The organism is Mycobacterium parascrofulaceum ATCC BAA-614 (assembly GCF_000164135.1).
GTDB classification, from domain to species: domain Bacteria; phylum Actinomycetota; class Actinomycetes; order Mycobacteriales; family Mycobacteriaceae; genus Mycobacterium; species Mycobacterium parascrofulaceum.
Genome location: NZ_GG770553.1, coordinates 1,069,570 through 1,094,327, shown reverse-complemented (window position 1 = coordinate 1,094,327; position 24,758 = coordinate 1,069,570). Strand labels below are relative to the sequence as shown.

The following is a 24,758-nucleotide window of genomic DNA, read 5'->3' as shown; positions in this document are numbered from 1 at the left end:
CGCCGCGAGCCCGCGGCGGGCCACTCGGTCGCGTCGTCGCGGCCGCACGCCGCGTCCGCCAGCGCGTCGCACAGCCCGACGCCGTCGGTGAGGCAATGGGTGACCACCAGGCTGACCGCGGCCCCGCCGTCGGTCAACGGCAACATGCCGAGGTGCCATCCGGGACCGCGTTCGGCGTCCGGCCGCATGCGCGCCTGCTCGCTTAGCCACTCGTCGATCTCGTCCCGCGGCCGGGGCGCCGCGGCGATCTCCAGGCCCGACTGGTGGGCGGGTGTCACCCAGCGATGCCGGCCGAACGGCAACGGGCTGCGTTCGATGCGGCGACGCAACCGACCCCGGCCGAGATGGCGGTGGAAGGCGCGCAGACCGTCGAGGTCGATTGCGTGGTCGTACACCCAGATGCACTGCAGCACACTGGTTGCGGCCGTCGCTCGCTCACCGAGGAAGAGTGTCTGGTCGGCCAGGTCCAGCACGTTGCTCATCGCTAGGCCGCAACCACGTCGGGCTGGTCGGGGGTGGTGTCGATGACGCGGACGAACTCCCGGATCAGCGCCGCGACGTAGCGCTGCACCGAGTCGCGCGCTATCTCGTTGTCGGGGAACGAGATCGTCACCGTGGTTCGTTCGACGTGCCGGTTGATCCACAGGTTGATCCCGCCGGCGGAGAGGCTGTCGCCATAGGTGCCGAAGTTCATCTCCGCCCACATCCCGACGAGGGGAATCTTGCGGAAGTCGAGGAACGACACCATCATCGGCAGTTGGGTGGGCAGCTTGATCCCCAGCGCGTCCGGCGCGGCAAGCTCCAACACCCGCTCGACGGGCACCGTCGCGAGCTCCTTGGCGGCGTCGAACGACTTCTGCGCCGCCCGCGCCGCCTCCGGAAAGGAGTCGCCGGCCGTCGGCACGGTGACCGGTATCAGGCTGGCGAACCATCCCACCGTCATGGTGTCGATACCCGGCGCGCGGGTGTCCCGCGCCGTAAAACCGAAATAGGTTTCCTTGCCGGTCAATACGCGCTCGGCCAGGGCGGTGCACGCCAGGACTCCCCCGGTGAACCGGGCCCCGGCCGCGCAGCAGGCGGCGTCGAAGGCGTCCGTTCCCGCGGCGTCCAGCACCTCGACCGTCAACAGATCGCCCTTGCAGCTCGCCCACGTGTCGCCCAGTGGGAGCGGAAAGCTCGGCCAGTCGCCGTCGGTCTCGCGCGCGAAGGCGATCCAGTCCTTGATCGCCGGGGAGGCCAGGCTGAGGCTCGCCGCGTTCTCGCGCTGCCGCGCCGCGTAGTCGCGGTAACTCCTGACCTCGGGGCCGGGGCCGGCGGCGGGGTCGGCGCCGTGCGCCCCCAGCGCCAGCCGCTGATAGGTCAGGTGGATGTCGAGGAAGATCAGTGCGGCGGAGATGCCGTCGATGTGCAGGTGGTCGACGCTGGCGTAGAACGTGAAGTGGTCGGCCCCCTGGACGACTCCGTAGGTGAAACAACCCCATCCGAGCGTCTCCGGGGTCGTCGTCAGGACGTGGGCGCGCGCCCGGTCCGGGCTCGTTCGGCCGAACGACACCGGAGCGAAATCGATGACCTGGGGGTCGGTGATCAGCCGGCGGACGACGGCGCCTTCCCTCGAATTCGAACCAGCTGTGGTAGGTGTCCTGACCGCGGACGTGCGCATTGATCGCCGCCGTCATCGCCGGGATGTCGCACACCCCGGGGATGTCCCACGCCACGACCATCAGACGGGGCAGCTGCCGGTTCAGCGCCTTGCTGTGATAGGCGGTCCAGAGGTGTTGAGTCTGTTGATAACTCGGGGCCAGATCGCTTCGCGGCGCGGTGCGAGCCGCTTCGTGCGACGCGGGTGTGGCCATCCAGGTGGTAAGCGGGCCGTGCGGCGGTTGCCATTCGCTGATGTTTCCGAGTGCGACCATTTCTTGATCCCGTTCTGTGGCGATGCTGGTTCCGTTGTGCGGCAAGGGGGTAGCGGAAGAGCCATTCATAATGGCTTTTCTGCGCAGTATGAATTCATTTATGCTCCGGGGATCTTGCGACGGATTTCCGTTGTTGGCCCGAACTTACGGCGTCGCTTCCACCCCCCTGTCGCTGTTATTGGACGGTAGTGCAGGAACGCGGGGATAGGTCGGTTTTTTAAAGATTCGCAATCTCGAGCGCGAGCGCCACCGAGCCGGTAATCTTCTTCAGTTCGCACTTCAGCCGGCGGGTGAAAAGGCCGCGGCCTCAGGGGAACAGGGGAAGTCGCCACAACGGCATGGCGGGGTCGAGCAGCCACAGCCGCATCATCGTGAGCCGCATCAGGCGCTGCGCGCTGAAGATCAGGAACGCCGCCAGCGGCAGCTCGATCAGCAGCGCGGTGGTGACCGAAAGCCAGACGTCCTTGGGCCCGGCCGTCATCAGGTCGAACCAGGCGTCGCAGATCAGCAACACCCCGGTGGTGAAGGCGGCGGGCACCAACAGCTGGCGGCGCAGGTACCCGAGCGTCGCCGTCGCGAGCATGAATCCGACCAGGAGAAGGTCGAAGCCCACCCACGTCACGGGCCAGTTGTGCGCGACATAGTTCTCCGGCAGCGTCACCGACAGGTACCCCAGCCAGGGGACCATCGCCATCGAGCCGCCCACCATCAGGCTCAACCGGATGCGCCGAACCCGGGCCAGCAGCGCCGGGTCGATCAGGTCGCTCACGGGCTGCTCCAGCCGGGAAATGAGCTGCCGTCGCTGCTCGGGGGAGAGCGCCGCGATCTGCGCGTCGGACAGGATGCCGTCGGTCATCGGCGAGCGGCGACCACCGGGGGTCGGCGGTCCGCCGCCGTCTTGGGCACGGCCTGCGCATCGGTGGCATCGAATTCTTTGACCCAGCAAGCGAATTCCAGCGTGATGCCGTCGGGGTCCTGGAAGTAGAACGACCGCACGTACACCCCGGGGTGCACCGTCGCGGACACCTGCATCGGACTTTCGTCGTGGTTGAGCACGGGCCCGACGCGCACCCCTTTGTCCTTGAGCCGCTGGCGATAGGCGTCGAACTTCTCGGCCGGGACGTGGAAGGCCAGGTGGTTCATGGTGCTCACCGCGCTGGTGATGTCGCCGATTCCGGGGATCGCACCCGGCGAGGAGATGCCCGGCACCCGGTCGGCGGCCTCGGCGAACCAGAAGAACGCGACGCAGTCTCCGTTGCCGGCGTCGAAAAAGAAGTGCTGGCCCGCGCCCCCGGGCAGATCGAGGGACTTGATCAGCGGCATGCCCAGGATGTTGGTGTAGAAGTCGACGGTGCGGGCCATGTCCGAGCAGACCAGCGCGACGTGGTTGATCCCGCCGAGTTCGAATTCGGTATTGGTGTTGTGCGGCTTGATCATCGCGCGGCTCCCCTCGGCCCCCGGTTTGGGGTCCTGGCCAAGATGTGATTCTGAATCTAACATCAGCTTCGAGTTTTCTTTCGAGAAGTCCGTCGCCAACAGGGCCGCAACATTGACTCTTCACACCGGTGCCGCGGGCGTGATCCGCGAGTTCGTCGGGCTGTCGTCGCCGACCGCGGGGCGCGCGGGTGCGGGCGGGCACCCCTGCCAGGGGCTGTACCACCGGGGGGTGGGGCGCAAACCCAAGGTGGCGATGATCGCCACGCACTACCAGATCGACTTCTCGGAGCACTACCTCGCCGACTACATGGCCACCCGCGGTGTCGGCTTCCTCGGCTGGAACACCCGCTATCGGGGCTTCGAGAGCAGCTTCCTGTTGGACCACGCGCTGGTCGACATCGGCGTCGGGGTGCGTTGGCTGCGCGAGGTGCAGGGGGTGGAAACCGTTGTGCTGCTGGGTAACTCAGGGGGCGGCTCGTTGATGGCCGCATATCAGTCGCAGGCCGTGGAGCCGAACGTGACCCCGCTGGACGGGATGCGCCCGGCGACCGGGGTGACCGAGTTGCCCGCCGCCGACGGCTATGTGGCCACCGCCGCCCATCCCGGGCGACCCGACGTGTTGACGGCCTGGATGGATGCCGCCGTCGTCGACGAAAACGACCCCGTCGCCACCGCTGCCGACCTGGACCTGTTCAACGGGCGCAACGGGCCGCCGTATTCGCCGGAGTTCCTCGCCCGCTACCGGCGCGCGCAGGCCGCGCGCAACCACGCGATCACCGACTGGGCCGAGACGGAACTCAAACGCGTTCGCGCGGCGGGATTTTCCGACCGCCCGTTCAGCGTCATGCGCACCTGGGCGGATCCGCGCATGGTCGACGCCGGCATCGAGCCGACGCGGCGGCAACCCAACATGTGCTACGCCGGCGTCCCGGCCAAGGCGAACCGGTCCGCGCACGGCATTGCCGCCGCCTGCACCCTGCGCAGCTGGCTGGGCATGTGGAGCCTGCGGGTGGCGCAGACCAGGGCCGACCCCCACCTGGCCCGGATCACCTGTCCCGCCCTGGTGATCAACGCCGAGGCCGATACCGGGGTCTTTCCCTCCGACGCACAGCGGATCTTCGCCGCGCTCGCCAGTCCCGACAAGACCCAGGCGTCGATCGACACCGACCACTACTTCACCACCCCGGGCGCTCGCAGCGAGCAGGCCGACCTCATCGCCAAGTGGGTCGGTAAGCGGTTTCGCTGAGCCGCCGCGACCCCTGTGGTCAACCAACCGACCGGTTGTTAGTTTGGGAGGTGCCCGGCCGAGACGGAAAACCCCACATCATGGGAAGGCGACCAATGCCGATCGCTATCACTCCTGAGCATCGAGACCTGGCCGATTCGGTCCGCTCCCTGGTGGCGCGCGTCGCGCCGTCCGAGGCGTTGCACGCGGCGATGGAAACGCCGATCGTCAACCCCCCGCCGTACTGGCAGGTGGCGGCCGAACAAGGCCTGCAGGGCCTGCATCTGGCCGAGTCCGTGGGCGGGCAGGGCTTCGGCATCCTCGAGTTGGCCGTCGCGCTGGCCGAGTTCGGCTACGGCGCGGTGCCCGGGCCCTTCGTCCCGTCGGCGATCGCCAGCGCGCTGATCTCCGCCGACGATCCGCACGCCAAGGTGCTCTCCGAGCTGGCGTCCGGCGCCGCCATCGCCGCCTACGCCATGGACTGCTGCGGCCTCACGGCTACCCGCCAGGGTGACGCGCTGGTGCTCCGGGGCGAGGTCCGCGCGGTTCCCGCGGCGGCGCAGGCCTCCCTGCTGGTGCTGCCGGTCGCCATCGACAGCGGCGAGGAGTGGGTGGTGGTGCGCGCCGAGGAGCTCGAGATCGAGCCCGTGCGAAGCATCGACCCGCTGCGCCCGGTCGCCCACGTGCGGGCCAACGCCGTAGAGGTCGGCGCCGACGCCGCGCTGTGCAACCTGAGCATGGCCACCGCGCACGCGCTGATGACGACGCTGCTGTCCGCCGAGGCGATCGGGGTGGCCCGCTGGGCGACCGACACGGCGTCGCAGTACGCCAAGATCCGCGAGCAGTTCGGCCGGCCGATCGGGCAGTTCCAGGCCATCAAGCACAAGTGCGCGGAGATGATCGCCGACACCGAGCGGGCCACCGCGGCGGTGTGGGACGCCGCCCGCGCCATCGACGAGGCGCGCGAAAACGATTGGGACATCACGGGTTCCAACGTCGAATTCGCCGCCGCCGTCGCGGCGACGCTGGCGCCCGCGGCCGCCCAGCGGTGCGCGCAGGATTGCATCCAGGTGCACGGCGGGATCGGCTTCACGTGGGAGCACGACACGAACGTCTACTACCGCCGCGCGCTGATGCTGGCCGCCTCCTTCGGCCGCGCTTCGGAATACCCGCAGAAGGTGGTGCACACCGCCACCAGCACCGGCCTGCGGGCGGTCGACATCGACCTCGACCCCGACACCGAGAAGCTGCGGGACGAGATCCGTGCCGAAGTCGCCGCGCTCAAGGCGATGGATCGCGACCAGCGCAGGGTCGCCATCGCCGAGGGCGGATGGACGCTGCCGTACCTGCCGAAACCGTGGGGCCGCGCCTCCGGTCCAATCGAGCAGATCATCATCGCGCAGGAGTTCACCGCCGGCCGCGTCAAGCGCCCGCAGATGGGCATCGCGACGTGGATCATCCCGTCCATCGTCGCCTTCGGGACCGAGGAGCAAAAGCAGCGGTTCCTGCCGCCGACCTTCCGCGGCGACATGATCTGGTGTCAGCTGTTCTCCGAGCCGGGCGCCGGATCCGACCTGGCCGGGCTGAGCACCAAGGCGACCCGAACGGACGGCGGCTGGCGCATCACCGGCCAGAAGATCTGGACCACGGCGGCGCAGCTCTCCCACTGGGGCGCGCTGCTGGCCAGGACCGACCCGTCCGCCCCGAAGCACAACGGCATCACCTACTTCCTCCTCGACATGCGCAGCGAAGGCGTCGAGGTGAAGCCGCTGCGCGAGCTCACCGGGAACGCGATGTTCAACACCGTCTACATCGACGACGTGTTCGTGCCCGACGACTGCGTGCTCGGCGAGGTGAACCGGGGCTGGGAGGTCAGCCGCAACACCCTTACGGCGGAACGCGTTTCGATCGGGAGCAGCGAGGCGAACTTCCTGGCCACGCTCGGCCAGTTCGTCGAGTTCGTTCGCGACGGGCAGTTCGACCCGGTCGCGCAGCACCGCGCCGGTCAACTGATCGCGGAGGGCCATGCCGCCAAGGTGCTGAATCTGCGTTCGACGCTGTTGACGCTCGCCGGCGGGGATGCCATGCCGTCGGCGGCCATCTCCAAGCTGCTCTCCATGCGCACCGGCCAGGGGTACGCCGAGTTCGCGGTCTCGTCGTTCGGCACCGACGCCGCCGTCGGCGACACGGGTGAGCTACCCGGCAAGTGGGGCGAATACCTGCTGGCGAGCCGGGCCACCACGATCTATGGCGGCACCTCCGAGGTGCAGCTGAACATCATCGCCGAGCGGTTGCTCGGCCTCCCCCGCGATCCCTAACCGCCGCTTGTGATTCGGCCCCGGAGAGGGGCCATGCCGACCTGAGGGGTGGTCAGGCCGGCATGGTTTCCCCCCCATCCCGTGGGCCGGTCGGCCTCTGTGGATCGGCACGTCGAGACTGGCCGGTTACCACGGGGAGGTTGGTTCACCACCACCAGTTCCACCAGTGGCCGGGGGCCGACAACCCTCGGTTAACCCAACCCTGGCCACGGTGCCCCCCGTTCCCGCCGTGGCCGCCGCCCCATCCATGACCCCCTCCTGGACGGTCGGGAAGGATGCCGGATCCCCCTGGCGCACCGTGCGGGCCGGCGGTGGTGAAGTTCGTGTCGGGTCCCGGTGCGGGGGCCGCCTGGGCGGCGGGGCCGCCGCCGAACAGCACCGCCGCGGCCACTGCCGAACCGCCGACCAAGCCCGTGGCCGCGCCGCGCAACGATCGTGCAGAGATCCTCATCGCGAGCTCCTTCCGGGACCGGGGCGGGACTGGGTGCGGGACTTGACGCCGACAAACAAAACGCTAGCCAGAAATTCCCCGGCAAACAACATTTGCGCGCCAAAAATCGGCTGTGAATTAAGTAACAATGCCGTTGGATTTATTCGCTACGCCTGCATTCAGCGGATTTCATGACCTTCGCATATCCGGAGATCAACAAATACTGAGCGGACGTATACGCAGTTCAAAGGACATATACTGACATGCACAGTTCCGCATTTCCGCGATCGCGCAGAAACTGAATTGCGCATCTTCGAGGCGGCACCGCCACCGCCCTCAGGGAAAACGACTGCCGCAATTGACGCCGGGGATAGCTATCGACATCTGTTTGCTAGCGATAGCCGCAGCTGGAGCGCCCTTCGGGCCGGCGGGCCGCCGGTGCGCCGCGCCGCGCCGCGCCGGCCGAGCTCCGCGGCCCGGTGACGCGACTTACGCCCCCGTCGGTGGAAGAATCAGTATCGACACATTCGAGCGCTGATTTACTGATTGGCCACTCATCCGGAGGACGACCGCCACAGTGAACTTCAACCCCAGCCACATCGGACCCGGAGGCGGAACGTTTCGGGGCCACGGACCGTCGGCCACACCGGCGGGCGACGCCGCGCCAACCGAGCGCCTCACCGGGCTCGGGCAGCAGGGCGCGCACCGCGCGGTCAGCCAGCCGGCGGCCGGCCAGGTGGGTCGGGGTCAGCGCACGCGCCGCACCGTCGACCTCCCGGCGGCCACCCATCGGGCCCTCGACATCTGGCAGCGGGAGGCCGCCGACCGACTGGGCGTCGCCCGCGTGACCGGGCAGGAGGTCCTCACCGCGCTCATCGACCAACTGCTGGTCGATCCCAAACTCACGGCGCAGATCACCCGCGCCATCAAAGACCGGCGCTGACCCCCGGGCGGGACGCGGTTAGTCGACTTCCATCTCGCGCAGCTCGCGCTTGAGGATCTTGCCCGTCGGGTTGCGCGGCAGCTCCTCGAGGAAGACCACCTCGCGCGGCACCTTGTAGCGGGCCAAGTGGTCGCGCACGTAGTGCTTGATGGTGTCCTCGTCGACGTCGGAACCGTCCTTCTTGACGACGAAGGCCCGCAGCCGGTGACCCCACTCCTTGTCCTCGACGCCGATCGCGGTCGCCTCGACCACCTCGGGATGCCCGCTGATCAAGTCCTCGACCTCGGCGGGGAACACGTTCTCGCCACCGGAGACGATCATCTCGTCGTCCCGGCCGCTGACGTAGAGCAGGCCGTGCTCGTCGAAGTAACCGACGTCGCCGGACGACATCAGGCCATCGATGATCTGTTTGTGGCCGCCGCCGGTGTAGCCCTCGAACGGGAACGCGTTGCCGACGAAAATCCGGCCGACCTCGCCCTGCGGCTTCTCCTTGCCGTTGTCGTCGAGGATCTTGACCTTGACGCCCTTGACCACGGGCCCGACCGTCGCCGCGTTCTTCTCGAGATCGTGCGGCCCGGCGATGGTGGCGAACGCGATCTCCGTCGAGCCGTACATGTTGTAGATGACCGGGCCGAGATCCTTCAACGCGCGGCTGGCCAGCTCGGCGCCCAGCTGCGATCCGGAGATGAACACGATCTTCAGGCTGGACAGGTCCGGCTTCTTGTCCATCTTCTCGACCGCGTCGAGTATGCGCGACAGCATGACGGGCACCACCACCATCGCGGTGACCTTGTACTTCTCGATGTCCTCGAGCACCAGCGGCGGCTTGAATTTGCGCCGCAACACCAGGGTGGAGCCCAGGAACATCGCGATGGTGCCGTGCAAATACCCCAGCGCGTGGAACATCGGGGCCGGCAGCGACGTCACCTCGTTGGCCTTGAACGGCACGTGCGAGAGGATCCCGCCGACCGGCGCCAGGGTGGGCGGGGTGCTGCGGTTCGCCCCCTTGGGGGTGCCGGTGGTGCCGCTGGTCAGGATGATGATCGACGCGTGCTTGCTCGCCTTGGGCGCGGGTTCTTTGCTGCTGCGCTCAATCAGGTCGGCCAGCGTCTCGTCCTTGCTGCCGGACGGCTCGTCCGCGTCGGGGTTGGTGCCCAGGGCGCGCAGGAAGCCCAGCTCCGGCTCGGCCTTGCTGACCGCCTTGGTGTACTCGTCGTCGTAGATGATCAGCTTCGCACCCTCGCGCTCCGAGACCTCCTTGATCTGGGGGCCGGAGAACTCGCTGTTGAGCAGGATGATGCGGGCGCCAACCCGGGCGGCGCCGTAGTTGGCGATCAGAAACCAGCGGGTGTTGCGCGCCAGGATCGCGACCCCGTCGCCGCCCTTGACGCCCATCTCGATCAACCCGTTCGCCACCGCGTGGGCGGCCTCGTCGAGTTGGGCGAAGGTGAATTCGCCCTCCTCGTCGATGCACGCGGCGCGGTCGGGGTGGCGCCTGGCGTTGAGCGAGGGCAGCATGCCGAACTCGCCCCACTTGTAGATGTCGTTGGCCATCGCGGCGTAGTTCTGTGGCGGCTCCAGCCGGAAGGCGCCCGCCTCGAAGATCTTGCGTACGTAGTGCAATTCGGCTGAGCCGCGTTCCAGGTACTGCTGGACCTTGGCAACCGCCTGCCCGGGCAGGCCGATCAGATTAGGCATGGATCCACCCTATGTGACGTCCGTCGCATTACGAGGGGTAAGTACCCATCGACTTACGATGATGAACATGGGCCCGGTTTCGCTGGAGGTGGACGGGCACGACGTCACGGTCACCCACCCGGACCGGGTGGTGTTCGAGGCCAACGGCGGCGCGAGGCCGCACACCAAGCTCGACCTGATCCGGTATTACCTCTCGGTGGCGGAGGGCGCGCTGCGCGGTGTGGCCGGCCGGCCGATGATCCTCAAGCGCTTCGTCAAGGGCATCACGCAGGAGGCGGTGTTCCAGAAGCGGGCGCCGAAGAACCGGCCCGACTACGTCGACGTCGCCGAATTGCACTACGCGCGGGGCACTTCCGCCGCGGAGGCCGTCATCCACGACGCCGCCGGCCTGGCGTGGGCGGTCAACCTGGGCTGCGTCGACTTCAACCCGCACCCGGTGCTGGCCCGCGACCTCGATCATCCCGACGAATTGCGCGTCGACCTGGACCCGATGCCCGGCGTCTCCTGGGGACGGATCATCGAGGTGGCGCTGGTGGCCCGGGAGGTGCTGGAGGACTACGGCCTGGTCGCCTGGCCGAAAACCTCGGGGTCGCGCGGCTTTCACATCTACGCCCGGATCGCGCCGCGCTGGGAGTTCCGCCAGGTGCGGCTGGCCGCCCAGACCGTGGCCCGCGAGGTCGAGCGCCGGGTGCCCGACGCGGCGACCAGCCGCTGGTGGAAGGAAGAACGCGAGGGGGTGTTCGTCGACTTCAACCAGAACGCCAAGGACCGCACGGTCGCGTCGGCGTACTCGGTGCGCGCGACGCCGGACGCCCGGGTCTCGACGCCGCTGCGCTGGGACGAGGTCACCGAGCGCCGTCCCGAGGAGTTCACGATCGACACGGTGCCCGACCGGTTCGCCGAACTCGGCGACCCGTGGGAAGGGATGGACGAGGCGGTCGGCGACCTGGACCGGTTGCTGGTGCTGGCCGAGGAGATGGGCCCGCCGGAGCGCGCGCCGAAGGGGGCGGGCGGTGCGGGCGGCCGGCGACGGTCGGTGATGCCGCTCATCGAGGTCGCCCGCACCAAGACCAAGGACGAGGCGCTCGCCGCGCTGGACACCTGGCGCGCCCGCCACCCGGCCGCCTCCGGCCGGCTGCGGCCGGCCGACGTCCTGGTCGACGGCATGCGCGGGCCGAGTTCGATCTGGTACCGGATCCGGGTCAACCTGCAGCATGTGCCGGTCGACGAGCGGCCGCCGCAGGAGGAGCTGATCGCCGACTACAGCCCTTGGGATGGTTACGGCGGCAGGCAGCAGCGGCCCGGCTGACGCGCGCCTACACCCCGGCCCGTGCCCGCGCGCGATAGGCGCTCGTCCTGCGCAGGTAGCAGAACCAGGTGACCACCAGCAGGGCCAGGAAGAAGCCAACGTAAAACCGCAGCGCCGGCTCGATGCTGCCGAAGTGCGACCTCGACCAGGCGTAGGCCAGCGGCACGACGAACCCGCCGAACGCACCGACCGACGAGATCACGCCCAGCGCGCCCGCGGCCTGCCGGCGCATGTGCACCATGGTGTCCGGGTCGCCGCCGGCGAGTTCCCCCTTGAGCACGAAGATCCGCGAGATCATCCGGTAGGTCGAGCCGTTGCCGACGCCGGTGGCGACGAACAGGAACATGAAGCTGGCGAAGAACGCCGGCAGGTTCTTGGCGTTGACCGACCACAGCGCCACCGAAGCGCCCGCGGCGAGCATGACGAAGCTGGCGGCCGTGATCCGGGCCCCGCCGATTCGGTCGGCCAGCTTGCCGCCCAGGGGGCGGATGACTGAGCCGATGCCCGCACCGAGGAAAGCCCAGGTCAAGGCGATATCGCCGCGACCGAAGACCGTCTTGAGCAGGGTCGGGAAGGCCGCCGAGTAGCCGATGAACGACCCGAACGTGCCGATGTAGAGCAGCGACATGACCCAGGTGTCGGAATGCCGCAGCGACTGCCACACCGGCTTCACGTCCGCTTTCGCCTCGGACAGGTTGTTCATGAAGGCGAACGCGCACACCGCGGCCACCACGGCCAGCGGCACGTAGAACAGACCGGCGCGCGACAGCGCCACCCCGCCGCCGGCGACGACGATGGGCGGGATGATCTTCTGCACCACCGCGACGCCGATGTTGCCGCCGGCCGCGTTGAGGCCCAGCGCCCAACCCTTGTCCCGCTCCGGGTAGAAGAACGAGATGTTGGCCATCGACGACGCGAAGTTGCCCCCGCCGAAGCCGGCCGTCGCGGCGATCGCCACCAGCGCCGCGAACGACAGGCCGGGATGGGCGACCGCCCAGGCCAGCAGCAGGCACGGGATCAGCAACAGCGCCGCCGAGATGGTCGTCCAATTGCGGCCGCCGAAGAGCGGAACCGCGAAGGTGTACGGCAGGCGCAGGAAGGCGCCGACCCCGCTGGGGACCGCGACCAGGCAGAGCGCCTGGCTGGCCGTCAGCGCCCAGCCGGACGCGGACGGATGCCCGTGCGGGCCCGCGGTCATCTGGACCACCACGATGCTCCACAGCATCCACACGCTGAACCCGACGTGCTCGGCGAAGACCGAGAAGATCAGGTTGCGGCGCGCGATCGGCCTGCCGGTCGCCTCCCAGAACGCGGGGTCTTCGGGCCGCCAGTCGTCGATCCAGTGGCCGCCGCGATGCCGCGGGCTCGGGGGCGCGGGCGCCAGGACGGGAGTCGTCGGTTCCACGGGGGTCGTCGTCGTAGTCACGGCCCCGACGCTATGGACGCACTGTTACCGGTCCGCGTGGCCACAGTTACGCCGGAGATACGTGAATCTCGCAGCGGCCGTCCGCCGGTTGTCAGAACTTTTTGCCCGACCGATGCGGGAGAATTGCCGCATGCCGGCGACTGACCAGCCCCTCGGGCTGCGGGAACGCAAGAAGATCAAGACCCGCCATGCCCTGCGGCGCGAGGCGTTCCGCCTGTTCGACGAGAACGGCTACGCGGCCACCACCGTCGAGCAGATCGCCGCCGCCGCCGACGTCTCCCCCAGCACGTTCTTCCGCTACTTCGGCTCCAAGGAGTCGCTGCTGCTGGCCGACGACCTCGACCCGCTGATCCTGGCCGCGTTCGACGCCCAGCCGCCCGAGCTGTCGCCGAGTCAGGCCATCCGCCGCGCCTACGCCAGCACGATGGCCGGGTTGTCACCCGAGCAGCTCGAGTTCGAGAACGCCCGCCAGCGGCTCATCTTCTCGATTCCGGAGCTCAAGGCGGCCCTCTACGACGAGTACTACCGCACCGTGAACGTCATGGCGGAGGCGATCGCTCGCCGAATAGGCCGTCGCGCAACCGATTTCGAAGTACGGGTGTTCGTCGGCGCGATGGTCGGCGCCATGATGGCGGCCTTCGACAGCGCGCCGCAAACGGCCGACACCGTCTACCGGGCCCTGGACTTCCTGGACGCGGGCATGCCGCTGGGCGAAGCGGCGCAACCGCGCGGCGGCGGGCGACGGGGGCGCGGGACGCGCTAATCTCACGCGATGCGACAGGGTTGGAATCGACGGGGATTCTTGCAGCTCGCAAGGGCCGGGGCGGTCGCAGCGGTCGCCGGGGCTGCGGCGGCGTGCTCGGCGCGCACACCGTCCTCGGATGCCTCCGGCGGCAAATCGGTGACCATCAACCACCTCTTCGGCCAGACCGTGATCAAGGAACCGCCCAAGCGCGTGGTCAGTGCCGGCTACACCGAGCAGGACGACCTGCTCGCGGTCGGCGTGGTGCCGATCGCGGTGACCAACTGGTTCGGCGATCAGCCCTTCGCGGTGTGGCCCTGGGCCCAACCCAAGCTCGGCCGGGCGCAACCCGTGGTGCTCAACCTCGACAACGGGATTCCGGTGGACCAGATCGCGGGCCTCAAGCCGGACCTGATCGTGGCTGTCAACGCCGGGGTGGACGCCGACACCTATCAGAAGCTTTCCGCGATCGCACCGACCGTGCCGCAGTCGGACGGCGACGCCTTCTTCGAGCCGTGGAAGGAGCAGGCGGCCGCCGTCGGCCAGGCGGTGTTCCAGGCCGGGCAGATGAAGTCCCTGGTCGATGCCGTCGACCAGAAATTCACCGCCGTCGGCAAGGAACACCCGGTCTGGACGGGCAAGAAGGCGCTGCTGATGCAGGGCACGTTGTGGCAGGGCACCGTGGTGGCGACCATGGCGGGCTGGCGCACGGACTTCCTGAACCAGATGGGGTTGGTGATCTCCGACAGCATCAAGCCGTTCGGCAACGACCACCGCGCCGTCATCCCCCGCGATCACGTCAAAACGGTGCTCGATTCCGCCGACGTGATCATCTGGACCACCGAGAACCCCGACGACCAGAAGGCGCTGCTCGCCGACCCCGACGTGGCCGCGTCCCAGGCCACCGCGCAGAGCCGGCACATCTTCACCACCAAGGAACAGGCCGGCGCGATCGCCTTTTCCTCGCCACTGAGCTACCCGTTGGTGGCCGACCAACTGCCCCCGCTGATCGGCAGGATCCTCGGTTAGATCGCGGCGGCCGCCGCGGCGTTTGAGCGTTTGCTAAGGCAGCTCTGGCAGTGTTCGAAAATCCCGCGCTCGCCCCTCGCCGGGGCCGCGATGGGAAGGTTACCGTCGAGTAATGAGCGTGACCGACCTGACCGACAACGTGTCCAAGGACCTGCCCACACAGCTGGTCGGCAACACGGTGCTGGACTTCGGTGACAGCGCCCTGATGCTGCAGTGCGGCAGCACCGCCGAGGTGCTGGCGTGGGCGGCGCAGTTGCGCGCCGCGGCGTTGCCGGGCGTCGTCGACGTCGTTCCGGCCGCGCGCACGGTGCTGGTGAAGCTCGAGGGGCCCCGCCTGCAGGGGGTGATCCGTCAGCGCCTGCGCAGGATGCGGGTCACCGCCGAGCACGTCGCACCGGTTCGGCGCGCCGACGTGGTCATCGACGTCGTCTACGACGGCCCGGACCTCGCCGAGGTGGCCGGCCTCACCGGGCTGACCGTTGCCCAGGTGATCGACGCCCACACCGGCTCGCTCTGGCGGGTCGGGTTCAGTGGGTTCGCCCCTGGCTTCGCGTATCTGGTCGATGGCGACGCACGGCTGCGGGTGCCGCGCCGCGCGGAGCCCCGCACCGCGGTGCCCGCCGGCGCGGTCGGCCTGGCCGGCGAATTCAGCGCGGTATACCCGCGCCAGTCGCCGGGCGGCTGGCAACTGATCGGACGCACCGACGCGGTCCTGTGGGACCTCGAACGGCCCGATCCGGCACTGCTGACGCAGGGCATGTGGGTTCAATTCCGGTCCGTCCGAGGGTAAGGAGGTCGCCGTGGCAACGCTGGAGATCCTTCGCACCGGGCCGCTCGCCGTGGTCGAAGACCTGGGCCGGGCGGGACTGGCGCACCTGGGAGTGAGCCGGTCCGGGGCGGCCGACCGCCGCGCGCACCAACTGGCCAACCGGCTGGTGGCCAACCCCGACGACCGCGCCACCGTCGAAGTCACGTTCGGTGGGTTCGCGGCGCGCGTTTCGGGCGGCGATGTCGACATCGCGGTGACGGGAGCCGACACCGACCCGACCGTCGATGGAATCAAGTTCGGCACCAACAGCATTCAGCATGTCCGCGACGGCCAGGTGATCGCCTTGGGTACGCCCCGCGCCGGGCTGCGAACCTACCTCGCGGTCCGCGGCGGCATCGGCGTGGAACCGGTGTTGGGCTCGCGCAGCTACGACGTGATGTCGGCCATCGGTCCGTCACCGCTGCGGGCGGGCGATCGGCTGCCCGTCGGCGCACACACCCCCGACTACCCCGAACTGGACCAGGCGCCGGTGGCCGCGATCACCGGTCACACCGTCGAGCTCGCGGTGGTTCCGGGGCCGCGCGACGACTGGTTCGTCGACCCCGATCTCCTGGTGCACACGCACTGGGTGGCATCCGACCGCAGCGACCGCGTGGGTATGCGCTTGGTGGGGCGTCCGTTGCAGCACTGCTACCCCGACCGCCAACTGCCCAGCGAGGGCATGACCCGCGGCGCAATTCAGGTGCCGCCCAACGGTTTACCGGTGATCCTGGGGCCCGACCACCCGGTGACCGGCGGTTACCCGGTGGTGGGTGTGGTGGTCGAGGAGGACATCGACAAGATCGCCCAGGTGCGCCCCGGGCAGTCGGTGCGCCTGCACTGGTCGCGGCCACGGGTGCTGGTGGGCGCGGGCCCCCGCTCCACCGACGCCGGGTGGCCGTTCTCCTAGTCGTCCCCTTCTCAATCGTGTTCCAGCTCACACGGTCTGGCGGGCACGAACCGAATCACTGGAAGCGCGCGACCATTTCACCGCGATGCGGCCTACAGGCGTTTACCAGATAACTGGTAAAGAACTTACAGGCGATTCGGGCCGAATTGAGTTGACCCGCTCCGGTCCCGAATGTGAGCATCGAAATGCACGGCGGGGCATGCCTCTTCATTCGGTGCGCCCAGATGGCCCGCGAACTGCAGGATGGCCGGACTCCGAAGCGCGCTTCCCGCTGCGCCGGTGAGCGAAGCGATCGCTGATGCGGCCATCCCCATGGCCACAGCGGAATTCGCCGTTGACCGCTCGACGATGAGCGCCGTCCCACGGAGTTTCCCGGAAGCATCGCAGTTGAGGAAAGGTGCCGAGCGGATGTCCCGAAACCACCGCATCACCGAATGGGATCCAGAAGACACCGCGGCCTGGGAGGCCGGCAACAACAGAATCGCGCGCCGCAACCTGCTCTGGATCATCGCGTGCGATCACATCGCCTTCGGCGTCTGGACCCTCTTCCCGGTGATGGCGCTGTTCATGCCCCAGGACGTCTACGGGTTCTCCGCAGCGGACAAATTCCTGCTGGGCGCGACGGCGACCCTTGTCGCGGCCTGCCTGCGCATCCCGTACTCCCTGGGCATCGCCACCTTCGGCGGCCGTAACTGGACCGTCTTCTCCGTCCTGGTGCTGATCGTGCCGACCAGCGGCACGATCTGGCTGCTCGCCCACCCCGGTCTGCCGCTGTGGCCGTACCTGGTGTGCGCCGCGCTCACCGGAATGGGCGGCGCCAATTACGCGGCGTCGATGACCAACACCAACTTCTTCTACCCGCATCGGCGCAAGGGCTTCGCGCTGGGATTCAACGCCGGGGCCGGCAACCTGGGGGTGCCGATGATCCAGTTGGTGGGGCTCTTGGTGATCGCCATCGCCGGGCACCGCCAACCGTACTGGGTGTGCGGACTCTACCTGGTCCTGCTCACGGTCGTCGCCGTCGGAGCGACCCACTACATGGACAACCTGGAGCACGCCACCTACGACGTCAGCCACCTGCGCTCGATCCTGCGCGAGGGGGACACGTGGGTGCTGGCGATGCTCTACCTGGGCACCTTCGGATCCTGGATCGGGTTCTCGTTCGCGTTCGGCCAGGTGCTGCAGATCAACTTCGTCGGCACCGGCCAGAGCCACGCCCAGGCCTCGTTGCACGCCGCCGAGTTCGCCTTCGTCGGCCCGGCGCTCGGGTCGGTGGCCCGCATCTATGGCGGCAGGCTGGCCGACCGCATCGGCGGCAGCCGCGTCACCCTGGCGGTCCTGGCCGCGATGGGCATTATCACTGCGTTTCTGGTCGCCATCAGCATCAACGACGACCGCACTCCCGGCCTCACCACGGCGGCCACCATGGTCGGCTACATCTGCGGCTTCATGGCGCTGTTCGCCCTGGCCGGGCTGGGCAACGGCTCGGTGTACAAGATGATTCCGTCGGTGTTCGAGGCGCGCAGCCACCGGCTGGGGATGCCCGAAGCCGATCGGTCCCGCTGGTCGCAGGCCACGTCGGGGGCGGTGATCGGATTCGTCGCCGCGTTCGGGGCGCTCGGTGGCGTGGGCATCAACCTGGCCCTCCGCCAGTCCTACCTCAGCACCGGCACCGATACCTTGGCGTTCTGGGCCTTCCTGGCCTTCTACCTCTCCGCGGCGGTCGTGACCTGGGCCAGGTACGTGCGTCGGCCCACGTCGACGGCGGCGAGCGTGTCGGATTCGCAACCGCACTCCGAGCCCGCCCGGGTGTGAGCGCGCCCTCACGGGTGGGCAATGCGCAAGCAATTGCCAGGTAACGCAACCGAAATCTGACAGGCATACACAGGTGATATGGGCCAGCCGGACTCCCCGCCGCTGACGGGATACCGCATCGCGGTGACCTCAGCTCGGCGCTCGGAGGAGCTGTGCGCGCTGCTGAGCCGCCACGGCGCGGAGGTGTGCAGCGCGCCCGCGATCAACATGATCGCACTGCCCGACGACGACGAATTGCACCGTAACACCGAGGCGCTGATCGCCGAGCCACCCGACATCCTGGTCGCGCACACCGGCATCGGCTTCCGCGGGTGGCTGGCCGCGGCCGAGGGGTGGGGGCTGGTCAACCCGCTCGTCGCGGCGCTGTCGTCGGCCCGCATCGTCTCCCGCGGGCCGAAGGCGACCGGCGCGCTGCGCGCCGCCGGCCTGCACGAGGAGTGGTCGCCGGAATCCGAGTCCTCGCAGGAGGTCCTGGAATACCTGCTCAGGTCGGGGGTGACCGGGCTGCGGGTGGCGGTCCAGCTGCACGGCGCGGCCGACGCGTGGGATCCCTTCCCGGAATTCCTCGGCGGGCTGCGCCTGGCGGGCGCCGAGGTGGTGCCCGTCCGGGTGTACCGGTGGAAACCAACCCCATTGGGCGGCACGTTCGATCAACTCGTGACCGGGATCGCGGGGCGTCAGTTCGACGCGGTCACCTTCACGTCGGCGCCTGCGGCCGCGGCGGTGCTCGAGCGCAGCCGCGAGCTGGACGTCGAAGACGAACTGCTGGGAGCCCTGCGCACCGACGTGCACGCGATGTGCGTCGGCCCGGTGACCTCCAAGCCGTTGATCCGCAAGGGCGTGCCGACGTCGTCACCGGAACGAATGCGGTTGGGCGCCTTGGCCCGTCATGTCGCCGAGGAGCTGCCCCTGCTCGGCTCGTGCACCGTGCAAGCGGCCGGCCACACGGTGGACATCCGTGGCACCTGTGTGCTGGTGGACGGCTCGATCAAGGTACTTTCGCCGTCCGGCATGGGGATACTGCGCGCGCTCGCCAAACGTCCCGGCGACGTCGTCGCCCGCGGTGACCTGCTGCGCGCGCTGCCCGGCAACAGCAACGACCCGCACGCCGTCGACACGGCCGTGCTGCGGCTGCGAACGGCCCTGGGGGACAAGAACATCATCGCGACCGTGGTCAAGCGCGGCTACCGGCTCGCGACCGAGCAGCGGGCGGATTCGGCGTGGCGCTGATCCTGGTCGCCCACGGCACCCGCCGCCCCGAGGGCGTGACGATGATCGAACGGCTTGCGGCGCAAGCGAGTTCATTGATCGGTGACCGAGTCGAGGTGGCCTTCGTCGACGTGCTGGGCCCCACTCCCAGCGAGGTGCTGTCGCGGGCGAGGACAACCGGCCGGCCCGCCATCGTGCTGCCGGCGTTCCTGTCGCGCGGCTATCACGTACGCGCCGACCTCCCCGCCCACGTCGAGCTCAGCGGGCACCCGGACGTCATCGTCGCACCGGCCCTGGGCCCGAGCGGGCAGGTCGCCCGGCTCGTCGGTGACCAGCTGATCAAATGTGGTTGGCGGCCCGGCGATTCGGTGGTTTTGGCGGCGGCGGGGACCTCGGACGCCCGGGCCCGCACCGACCTGCACACCACCGCGACGCTGGTGTCGGCGCTGACCGGGTCGCGGGTGGGTCTGGGCTTCGCCGCCATCGGAGACCCGCGGCTGTCCGAGGCCGTGGACGAGGCGAGGCGCCACGCGCGCCGCACCAACGCCCGCGTCGTAGTCGCCTCCTACCTGCTGGCCGACGGCCTGTTCCAGGAGCGGCTGCACGCCTGCGGCGCCGACCTGGTCAGCGGGCCGCTGGGCACCCATCCGGGCCTGGCCCGCCTGATCGCCAATCGATTCCGCCGCGCGGTTCCGCCCGTGCCGGCCCCCACCGCCCGGCGGGCCTCGCGGCGACCGAGCGCGCAACGATTCGTCCACGACCGGGTCGTGCGGCCGCATTCGGCGGCCTGACCGCACCGACCTCCGGGGCGCGCCGACGCGCGGCGACGCTTGATCTTTGCTCGGGGACCGGCGATCCTGGCAACATGCCCCGTCGCGAAGAGCCGTCGCATGGGCTCCTCGACCCGGTCGCCAAGATGTTGCGGTTGCCGTTCGGCACACCGGAATTCATCGACCGGATCGTGACGGGCGGGGTCAACCAGGCGGGCCGGCAAACGCTGCGCATGCTGATCACCACGTGGGACGCCGCCGGCGGCGGGCCCTTCGCGGCGAGCGCGATCGCGTCCACCGGGATGGCCAAGACCGCCGAAACCGTGCAAAGCATGTTCATCGGCCCGGTTTTCGGCCCCCTGCTGAAGCTGCTCGGCGCCGACAAGGTCGCCACCCGCGCCTCGCTGTGCGCCTCGCAGCTGGTGGGCCTGGGCATCATGCGCTACGGCGTCCGCTCCGAGCCGCTGCATTCGATGTCGGTCGACGCGATCGTCGACGCCATCGGGCCGACGATGCAGCGCTACCTCGTCGGCGACATCACGCGCTAGCTAGGCGGCGGCCCGGCCGACCTGGACGAAACCGTCGGCGGTGACGCGCGCCGGGTACACCGGCACGGAGAAGTTCGGATCGTCCAGGCAGGAACCGTCTTCCAGCGAGAAGGCCTGCTTGAGGATCGGCGATTGCACCGTCACCCGGCCGCCGCGGTCACCCACGATCCCGCGGGAGAGCACCGCCGCCCCCGAGAACGGGTCGACGTTGCCGACCGCGTACACCGAGCCGTCGTCCAGCCGGAACAACGCCGCCTGGGAACCGTCGTCGAGCAGCACGCCGACGCCCCGGCCCGGGATGAGGCGGTCGTACTCGCAGGCCGTCGTCCACACCGCAATGTCGTTGAGAAGTGTCATGATTGCTCTCCAGCTCCCGTACGGATCTTCGGCATCCCAATGGACACAGGGATTTTGCGCCCGGCATGTTCGGTGAACTCGACCGTCGAGTCGACCGCGTCCGGGGCGTTGACGAACGAGACGAACCGCGACAGCTTGTCCGGGTCGTCGAGCACGCCCTTCCATTCGCATTGGTAGTTCTGCACGTGCCGCTCCATTGCGGCCTCGAATTCTTCGGCCAGGCCCAGCGAGTCCTCGCACACGACCTCGCGGACGTGGTCGAGGCCGCCCTCGAGCGAATCGACCCAGGGCGCGGTGCGCTGCAGCCGGTCGGCGGTCCGGATGTAATACATCAGGAAGCGGTCCACGTAGCGGACCAGCGTCTCGGTGTCCAGGTCGCTGGCCAGCAGCTGGGCGTGCTTGGGCGTCATGCCGCCGTTGCCGCCGACGTAGAGGTTCCAGCCCTTTTCGGTGGCGATGACGCCGACGTCCTTGCCGCGCGCTTCGGCGCACTCGCGCGCGCAGCCCGAAACCCCCATCTTGATCTTGTGCGGCGCGCGCAGGCCCCGGTACCGCAGCTCCAGGTCGATGGCCAGCTGCACCGAGTCCTGCTGGCCGTAGCGGCACCAGTCGGTGCCCACACAGCTCTTCACGGTGCGCAGCGCCTTGCCGTAGGCGTGGCCCGACTCCATGCCGCCGTCGACCAGCCGCTTCCAGATCTCCGGCAGCTGATCCACCCGGGCGCCGAACAGGTCGATCCGCTGGCCGCCGGTGATCTTCGTGTAAAGCCCGAAGTCCTGCGCGATCTGGCCGATCAGGATCAGGTGCTCGGGCTTGATGTCACCGCCGGGCACCCGCGGCACCACCGAGTAGCTGCCGTTCTTCTGGATGTTGGCCAGGAAGTGGTCGTTGGAATCCTGCAGCGATGCCTGCTCGCCCTCGAGGATGTGGTCCGAGCCGGTGGAGGCCAAAATCGAGGCGACCACGGGTTTGCAGATGTCGCAACCCTTTCCGCGGCCGAAGCGCTCCAGCAGGCCGGAGAAGGTGCGGATCTCGGTCGCCGAGATGATCTCGAACAGCTCGGCGCGCGACTGGCTGAAGTGCTCGCACAGCGCCTTGGACTGTTCGACGCCCTCGGCTTCCAGCAGCTGCTTGAGCAGGGGCACGCACGAACCGCACGAGGTGCCGGCCGACGTGCACGACTTGAGCGCGGGCACGTCGGCGCAGCCGTCGGCGATCGCGCATTTCAGATCGCCCTTGGTGACGTTGTTGCACGAGCAGATCTGCGCCGAATCCGGCAGCGCCCCAACACCCAGCGCCGGAGCCTCGCCGGAGACAGGAGCGATCAGCGCGAGCGGATCGCCCGGCAACTCGCTGCCGACCATCGGCCGCAACACCCCGTACGACGAGGCATCGCCCACCAACACGCCGCCGAGCAGGGTCTTCGCGTCGTCCGAAAGCACCAGCTTGGCATAGGTCCGCTTGACCGCGTCGTTGATGGCGACCTCGAGGCAGTTCTCGGTCACCCCCATCGCGTCGCCGAAGCTGGCGACGTCGACACCGAGCAGCTTCAGCTTGGTCGACAGGTCCGCTTCGCCGAACTCCGCCGCGCCGTCCAGCAGGCGGTCGGCCACCACTTCGGCGGAGGTGTAGCCCGGTCCCACCAGGCCGTAGCACCGGCCACCGATCGCGGCCACCTCGCCCACCGCGTAGACATCCGGATCGCTTGTGCGGCAGGCCAGGTCGGTGAGCACACCGCCGCGCTCGCCCAGCGTCAGGCCGGCTTCCCTGGCCAGCTCGTCGCGCGGGCGGATGCCGGCCGCGAAGATGACCAGCCCGGCGTCGATGACCTCGCCGTCGGTCAGCCGCACCCGCACCGACGACACCCCGTCCGAATGGTCGAGCGCTTCGATCGACTCCGTGCCCGTGCCCACGTGCACCGCGATGCCCAGGTCGCCGACCATCTTGGCCAGCAAGGCGCCGCCGCCCTCGTCGATCTGCTGGGCCATCAGCCGCGGCATCATCTCGACGACGTGCGTCCGCAACCCGAACTGGCGCAGCGCGTTAGCGGCTTCCAGCCCCAGCAGGCCACCGCCGATGACCACACCCGCCGGCGTGCGTCCGGCCTCCACCGTGCGCCGGGCGTCGGCCCGGATGGCGTCGAGGTCGTCGAGCGTGCGATACACGTGGCAGGCCGCCAGGTCGTGGCCGGGCACCGGCGGGACGAAGGCGTAGGACCCGGTGGCCAACACCAACGTGTCGTAGGAGTGCCGTTGCCCGTCGGCCGTCACCACCGACTTCGCTTCCCGGTCGATGCCGGTGACGCGGGCGTTCAACACCAACCGCACCAGTTCGTCGCCCGCGTAGTCGTTGCCCGGCAGCGCCAGCAGCTTGCGGTCCCAGCTCTCGGTGTACGAGGTCAGCCCGACGCGGTCGTAAGCCGCGTCGGCTTCCTCGGCGAAAACCGTGATGCGCCACAATCCCTCGGTGTCACGCGCCCGGAGGGCCTCCACCAGCCGGTGCCCCACCATGCCGTGTCCCACCACGACGATGTGACGGCCCGCACAGTGCGCGCGCGAAATCCCGTCTGCAGCCATGGCTTTGAGGCTAGCGGTCAGAAATTACCGCGATTTCGCCCAATGTGACGGTCCTATGACGAGGATCTCACAACTCACAGCAACCACTGTGAATAATCGTTCGCCCGAGGCGAACGCCTAGGTGGAACTTAAGCGTGGTCGACTCATGTTTCTGCTTATAGCCGGCCGGAAGGGCGCCGGACACAGCAAATCCACAACAAAGCTCAAGGAAGCACAAGGAGATCCCCATGAGTAACCTCGCATTGTGGTCGCGACCGGCCTGGGACACCGACCGGTGGCTGCGCGACTTCTTCGGCCCCGCCGCCGCGACGGACTGGGTCAAGCCGACTACCACGGGTTTTAACCCCGCCGCGGAGGTCGTCAAGGACGGCGACGACGCGATCGTACGCGTCGAGCTCCCCGGCGTGGACGTCGAGAAGGACGTCAACGTCGAGGTCGACCGTGGCCGGCTGGTGATCCACGGCGAACACCGCGATCAGTACGCCCAGGACGACGGGGAAGGTGTCGGGCGCACCCTGCGTGAGATCCGGTACGGGGCCTTCCGCCGGTCGTTCCAGCTGCCGGCCCACGTCACCGGGGACGCCATCACGGCCTCCTACGACGCGGGCGTGCTGACCGTGCGGGTCACCGGCGCGTACGCCGGAAGCCGGGCGCAGCGCATCGCGATCACCAAGTAACGGGTAGACGACATCCGGCGGGGCCAGCGGGTCCCGCCGGATGCATCTGCGGCACAGGGCATTCCGCCAACGGCGACGACTCCCACCCCCGGGGCCGGTGCGGTGCGGCGGCGCGCTCCGCGGTCGCCCGACGCGATCCGTCTGGCGCGATCCGTCTGACAGCGGGCTGTGCGGTGGATAGTATTCGGAAGCGTACTGTGATCCGTAACACCGTCTGCCCGAGGAGATCCGTTGAGCACCACGACTGAACTCGCCGAACTGCACGACCTCATCGGCGGCCTGCGGCGGTGCGTGGGCTCGCTGAAGACCCGCTACGGCGACAGCCCGGCGATGCGGCGCATCGTCATCGACGCCGACCGGATCCTGTCCGACGTCGAGATGCTGGACACCGACGTATCCGAGCTGGACCTGTCGCGTGCCACGGTGCAGCAGTCCGGCGAGAAGATCGTCATTCCCGACACCCAGTACGACACCGAGTTCTGGCGCGACGTCGACGACGAGGGTGTCGGCGGTCACAGCAGGTCCTGACGTCAGGTCCTGACAACCAAGCCCCCCGGAAACGAGGGGGTGCTCTCTGTGTACCCTTCGACCAACAGCCCGTTCGAAGAGGAACACTAG

20 protein-coding genes and 2 pseudogenes are annotated in these 24,758 nt (G+C 68.9%); 14 read left to right on the top strand and 8 right to left on the bottom strand.

Annotated elements, in window-relative coordinates; translation table 11 throughout:
- The 4 genes and pseudogenes from HMPREF0591_RS05150 to HMPREF0591_RS05135 all read right to left on the bottom strand — a co-directional run.
- Nucleotides 1-482: pseudogene (locus tag HMPREF0591_RS05150) on the bottom strand (hypothetical protein); the annotation flags it as partial.
- A gap of 2 nt (nucleotides 483-484) precedes the next feature.
- Nucleotides 485-1,913 (bottom strand): annotated as a pseudogene (locus HMPREF0591_RS05145) (condensation domain-containing protein).
- Nucleotides 1,914-2,220: 307 nt separating this feature from the next.
- Nucleotides 2,221-2,769: a hypothetical protein gene (locus HMPREF0591_RS05140; RefSeq protein WP_007167375.1), complete on the bottom strand. Its 549-nt coding sequence runs from the start codon at nucleotides 2,767-2,769 to the stop codon at nucleotides 2,221-2,223.
- Nucleotides 2,766-3,350 carry a VOC family protein gene (locus tag HMPREF0591_RS05135; RefSeq protein WP_007167374.1) on the bottom strand — a complete coding sequence of 195 codons (585 nt, stop codon included), beginning with the start codon at nucleotides 3,348-3,350 and terminating at the stop codon, nucleotides 2,766-2,768. The genes HMPREF0591_RS05140 and HMPREF0591_RS05135 overlap by 4 nt, the downstream gene beginning before the upstream one ends.
- Before the next feature lie 112 nt (nucleotides 3,351-3,462).
- Here HMPREF0591_RS05135 and HMPREF0591_RS05130 point away from each other — a divergent pair, with 112 nt between their 5' ends.
- The 3 genes from HMPREF0591_RS05130 (at nucleotide 3,463) to HMPREF0591_RS05120 (ending at nucleotide 8,266) form a co-directional block, all read left to right on the top strand.
- Nucleotides 3,463-4,596: an alpha/beta fold hydrolase domain-containing protein gene (locus tag HMPREF0591_RS05130; RefSeq protein ID WP_083212258.1), complete on the top strand. Its 1,134-nt coding sequence runs from the start codon at nucleotides 3,463-3,465 to the stop codon at nucleotides 4,594-4,596.
- A gap of 95 nt (nucleotides 4,597-4,691) precedes the next feature.
- A complete protein-coding gene (locus HMPREF0591_RS05125; protein ID WP_007167372.1) occupies nucleotides 4,692-6,893 on the top strand; it encodes an acyl-CoA dehydrogenase family protein in 2,202 nt (733 codons plus the stop codon).
- Nucleotides 6,894-7,900: 1,007 nt separating this feature from the next.
- Nucleotides 7,901-8,266 (top strand): hypothetical protein, encoded by a 366-nt coding sequence (locus HMPREF0591_RS05120; RefSeq protein WP_040621150.1) that lies wholly within the window; start codon nucleotides 7,901-7,903, stop codon nucleotides 8,264-8,266.
- 18 nt (nucleotides 8,267-8,284) lie between these two features.
- On the opposite strand, the gene fadD2 is transcribed toward HMPREF0591_RS05120, so the two are convergent.
- On the bottom strand, nucleotides 8,285-9,964 hold the full coding sequence (gene fadD2 / locus HMPREF0591_RS05115; RefSeq protein WP_007167371.1) for a long-chain-fatty-acid--CoA ligase FadD2: 1,680 nt from the start codon (nucleotides 9,962-9,964) through the stop codon (nucleotides 8,285-8,287).
- A gap of 58 nt (nucleotides 9,965-10,022) precedes the next feature.
- On the opposite strand from fadD2, the gene HMPREF0591_RS05110 reads away from it, so the two are divergent.
- Complete coding sequence (locus HMPREF0591_RS05110) at nucleotides 10,023-11,273, top strand: DNA polymerase domain-containing protein (RefSeq protein WP_007167370.1); 1,251 nt, start codon at nucleotides 10,023-10,025, stop codon at nucleotides 11,271-11,273.
- Nucleotides 11,274-11,280: 7 nt separating this feature from the next.
- Here the strand turns inward: HMPREF0591_RS05110 and HMPREF0591_RS05105 are convergent, their stop codons facing one another.
- Complete coding sequence (locus HMPREF0591_RS05105; RefSeq protein WP_040621147.1) at nucleotides 11,281-12,678, bottom strand: NarK family nitrate/nitrite MFS transporter; 1,398 nt, start codon at nucleotides 12,676-12,678, stop codon at nucleotides 11,281-11,283.
- 151 nt (nucleotides 12,679-12,829) lie between these two features.
- Between HMPREF0591_RS05105 and HMPREF0591_RS05100 the strand changes: the two genes are divergently transcribed.
- The 8 genes from HMPREF0591_RS05100 (at nucleotide 12,830) to HMPREF0591_RS05065 (ending at nucleotide 20,530) form a co-directional block, all read left to right on the top strand.
- Complete coding sequence (locus HMPREF0591_RS05100; RefSeq protein ID WP_050789975.1) at nucleotides 12,830-13,462, top strand: acyl-CoA-like ligand-binding transcription factor; 633 nt, start codon at nucleotides 12,830-12,832, stop codon at nucleotides 13,460-13,462.
- Between the two features lie 9 nt (nucleotides 13,463-13,471).
- Entirely contained in the window at nucleotides 13,472-14,470 is a 999-nt protein-coding gene (locus HMPREF0591_RS05095; protein WP_040621141.1) for an ABC transporter substrate-binding protein, read from the top strand.
- Nucleotides 14,471-14,582: 112 nt separating this feature from the next.
- Nucleotides 14,583-15,260, top strand: coding sequence for a 5-oxoprolinase subunit B family protein (locus tag HMPREF0591_RS05090; RefSeq protein ID WP_007167366.1), 678 nt, complete (start codon nucleotides 14,583-14,585; stop codon nucleotides 15,258-15,260).
- Between the two features lie 10 nt (nucleotides 15,261-15,270).
- Entirely contained in the window at nucleotides 15,271-16,188 is a 918-nt protein-coding gene (locus HMPREF0591_RS05085; RefSeq protein ID WP_007167365.1) for a 5-oxoprolinase/urea amidolyase family protein, read from the top strand.
- A 408-nt stretch (nucleotides 16,189-16,596) separates the two neighbouring features.
- Nucleotides 16,597-18,003 (top strand): nitrate/nitrite transporter, encoded by a 1,407-nt coding sequence (locus HMPREF0591_RS05080; protein ID WP_040621138.1) that lies wholly within the window; start codon nucleotides 16,597-16,599, stop codon nucleotides 18,001-18,003.
- A gap of 78 nt (nucleotides 18,004-18,081) precedes the next feature.
- Complete coding sequence (locus tag HMPREF0591_RS05075; RefSeq protein ID WP_007167363.1) at nucleotides 18,082-19,233, top strand: uroporphyrinogen-III synthase; 1,152 nt, start codon at nucleotides 18,082-18,084, stop codon at nucleotides 19,231-19,233.
- Nucleotides 19,224-20,003, top strand: a complete 780-nt coding sequence (locus HMPREF0591_RS05070; protein ID WP_007167362.1) for a sirohydrochlorin chelatase — start codon at nucleotides 19,224-19,226, stop codon at nucleotides 20,001-20,003. Before HMPREF0591_RS05075 ends, HMPREF0591_RS05070 begins: the two co-directional genes overlap by 10 nt.
- Nucleotides 20,004-20,077: 74 nt before the next feature.
- Nucleotides 20,078-20,530, top strand: coding sequence for a TetR/AcrR family transcriptional regulator (locus HMPREF0591_RS05065; RefSeq protein WP_007167361.1), 453 nt, complete (start codon nucleotides 20,078-20,080; stop codon nucleotides 20,528-20,530).
- Here the strand turns inward: HMPREF0591_RS05065 and nirD are convergent, their stop codons facing one another.
- Together nirD and nirB are read right to left on the bottom strand one after the other, a co-directional pair.
- The gene (gene nirD, locus HMPREF0591_RS05060) at nucleotides 20,531-20,887 is read right to left on the bottom strand and encodes a nitrite reductase small subunit NirD (RefSeq protein WP_007167360.1); all 357 of its coding nucleotides are present in this window, start codon (nucleotides 20,885-20,887) and stop codon (nucleotides 20,531-20,533) included.
- Nucleotides 20,884-23,463, bottom strand: coding sequence for a nitrite reductase large subunit NirB (gene nirB / locus HMPREF0591_RS05055; RefSeq protein WP_007167359.1), 2,580 nt, complete (start codon nucleotides 23,461-23,463; stop codon nucleotides 20,884-20,886). The genes nirD and nirB overlap by 4 nt, the downstream gene beginning before the upstream one ends.
- A 227-nt stretch (nucleotides 23,464-23,690) precedes the next feature.
- Here nirB and HMPREF0591_RS05050 point away from each other — a divergent pair, with 227 nt between their 5' ends.
- Together HMPREF0591_RS05050 and HMPREF0591_RS05045 are read left to right on the top strand one after the other, a co-directional pair.
- On the top strand, nucleotides 23,691-24,140 hold the full coding sequence (locus HMPREF0591_RS05050; protein WP_007167358.1) for an Hsp20/alpha crystallin family protein: 450 nt from the start codon (nucleotides 23,691-23,693) through the stop codon (nucleotides 24,138-24,140).
- Nucleotides 24,141-24,371: 231 nt separating this feature from the next.
- Nucleotides 24,372-24,668, top strand: a complete 297-nt coding sequence (locus HMPREF0591_RS05045; protein ID WP_007167357.1) for a hypothetical protein — start codon at nucleotides 24,372-24,374, stop codon at nucleotides 24,666-24,668.
- Nucleotides 24,669-24,758: the final 90 nt, after the last annotated feature.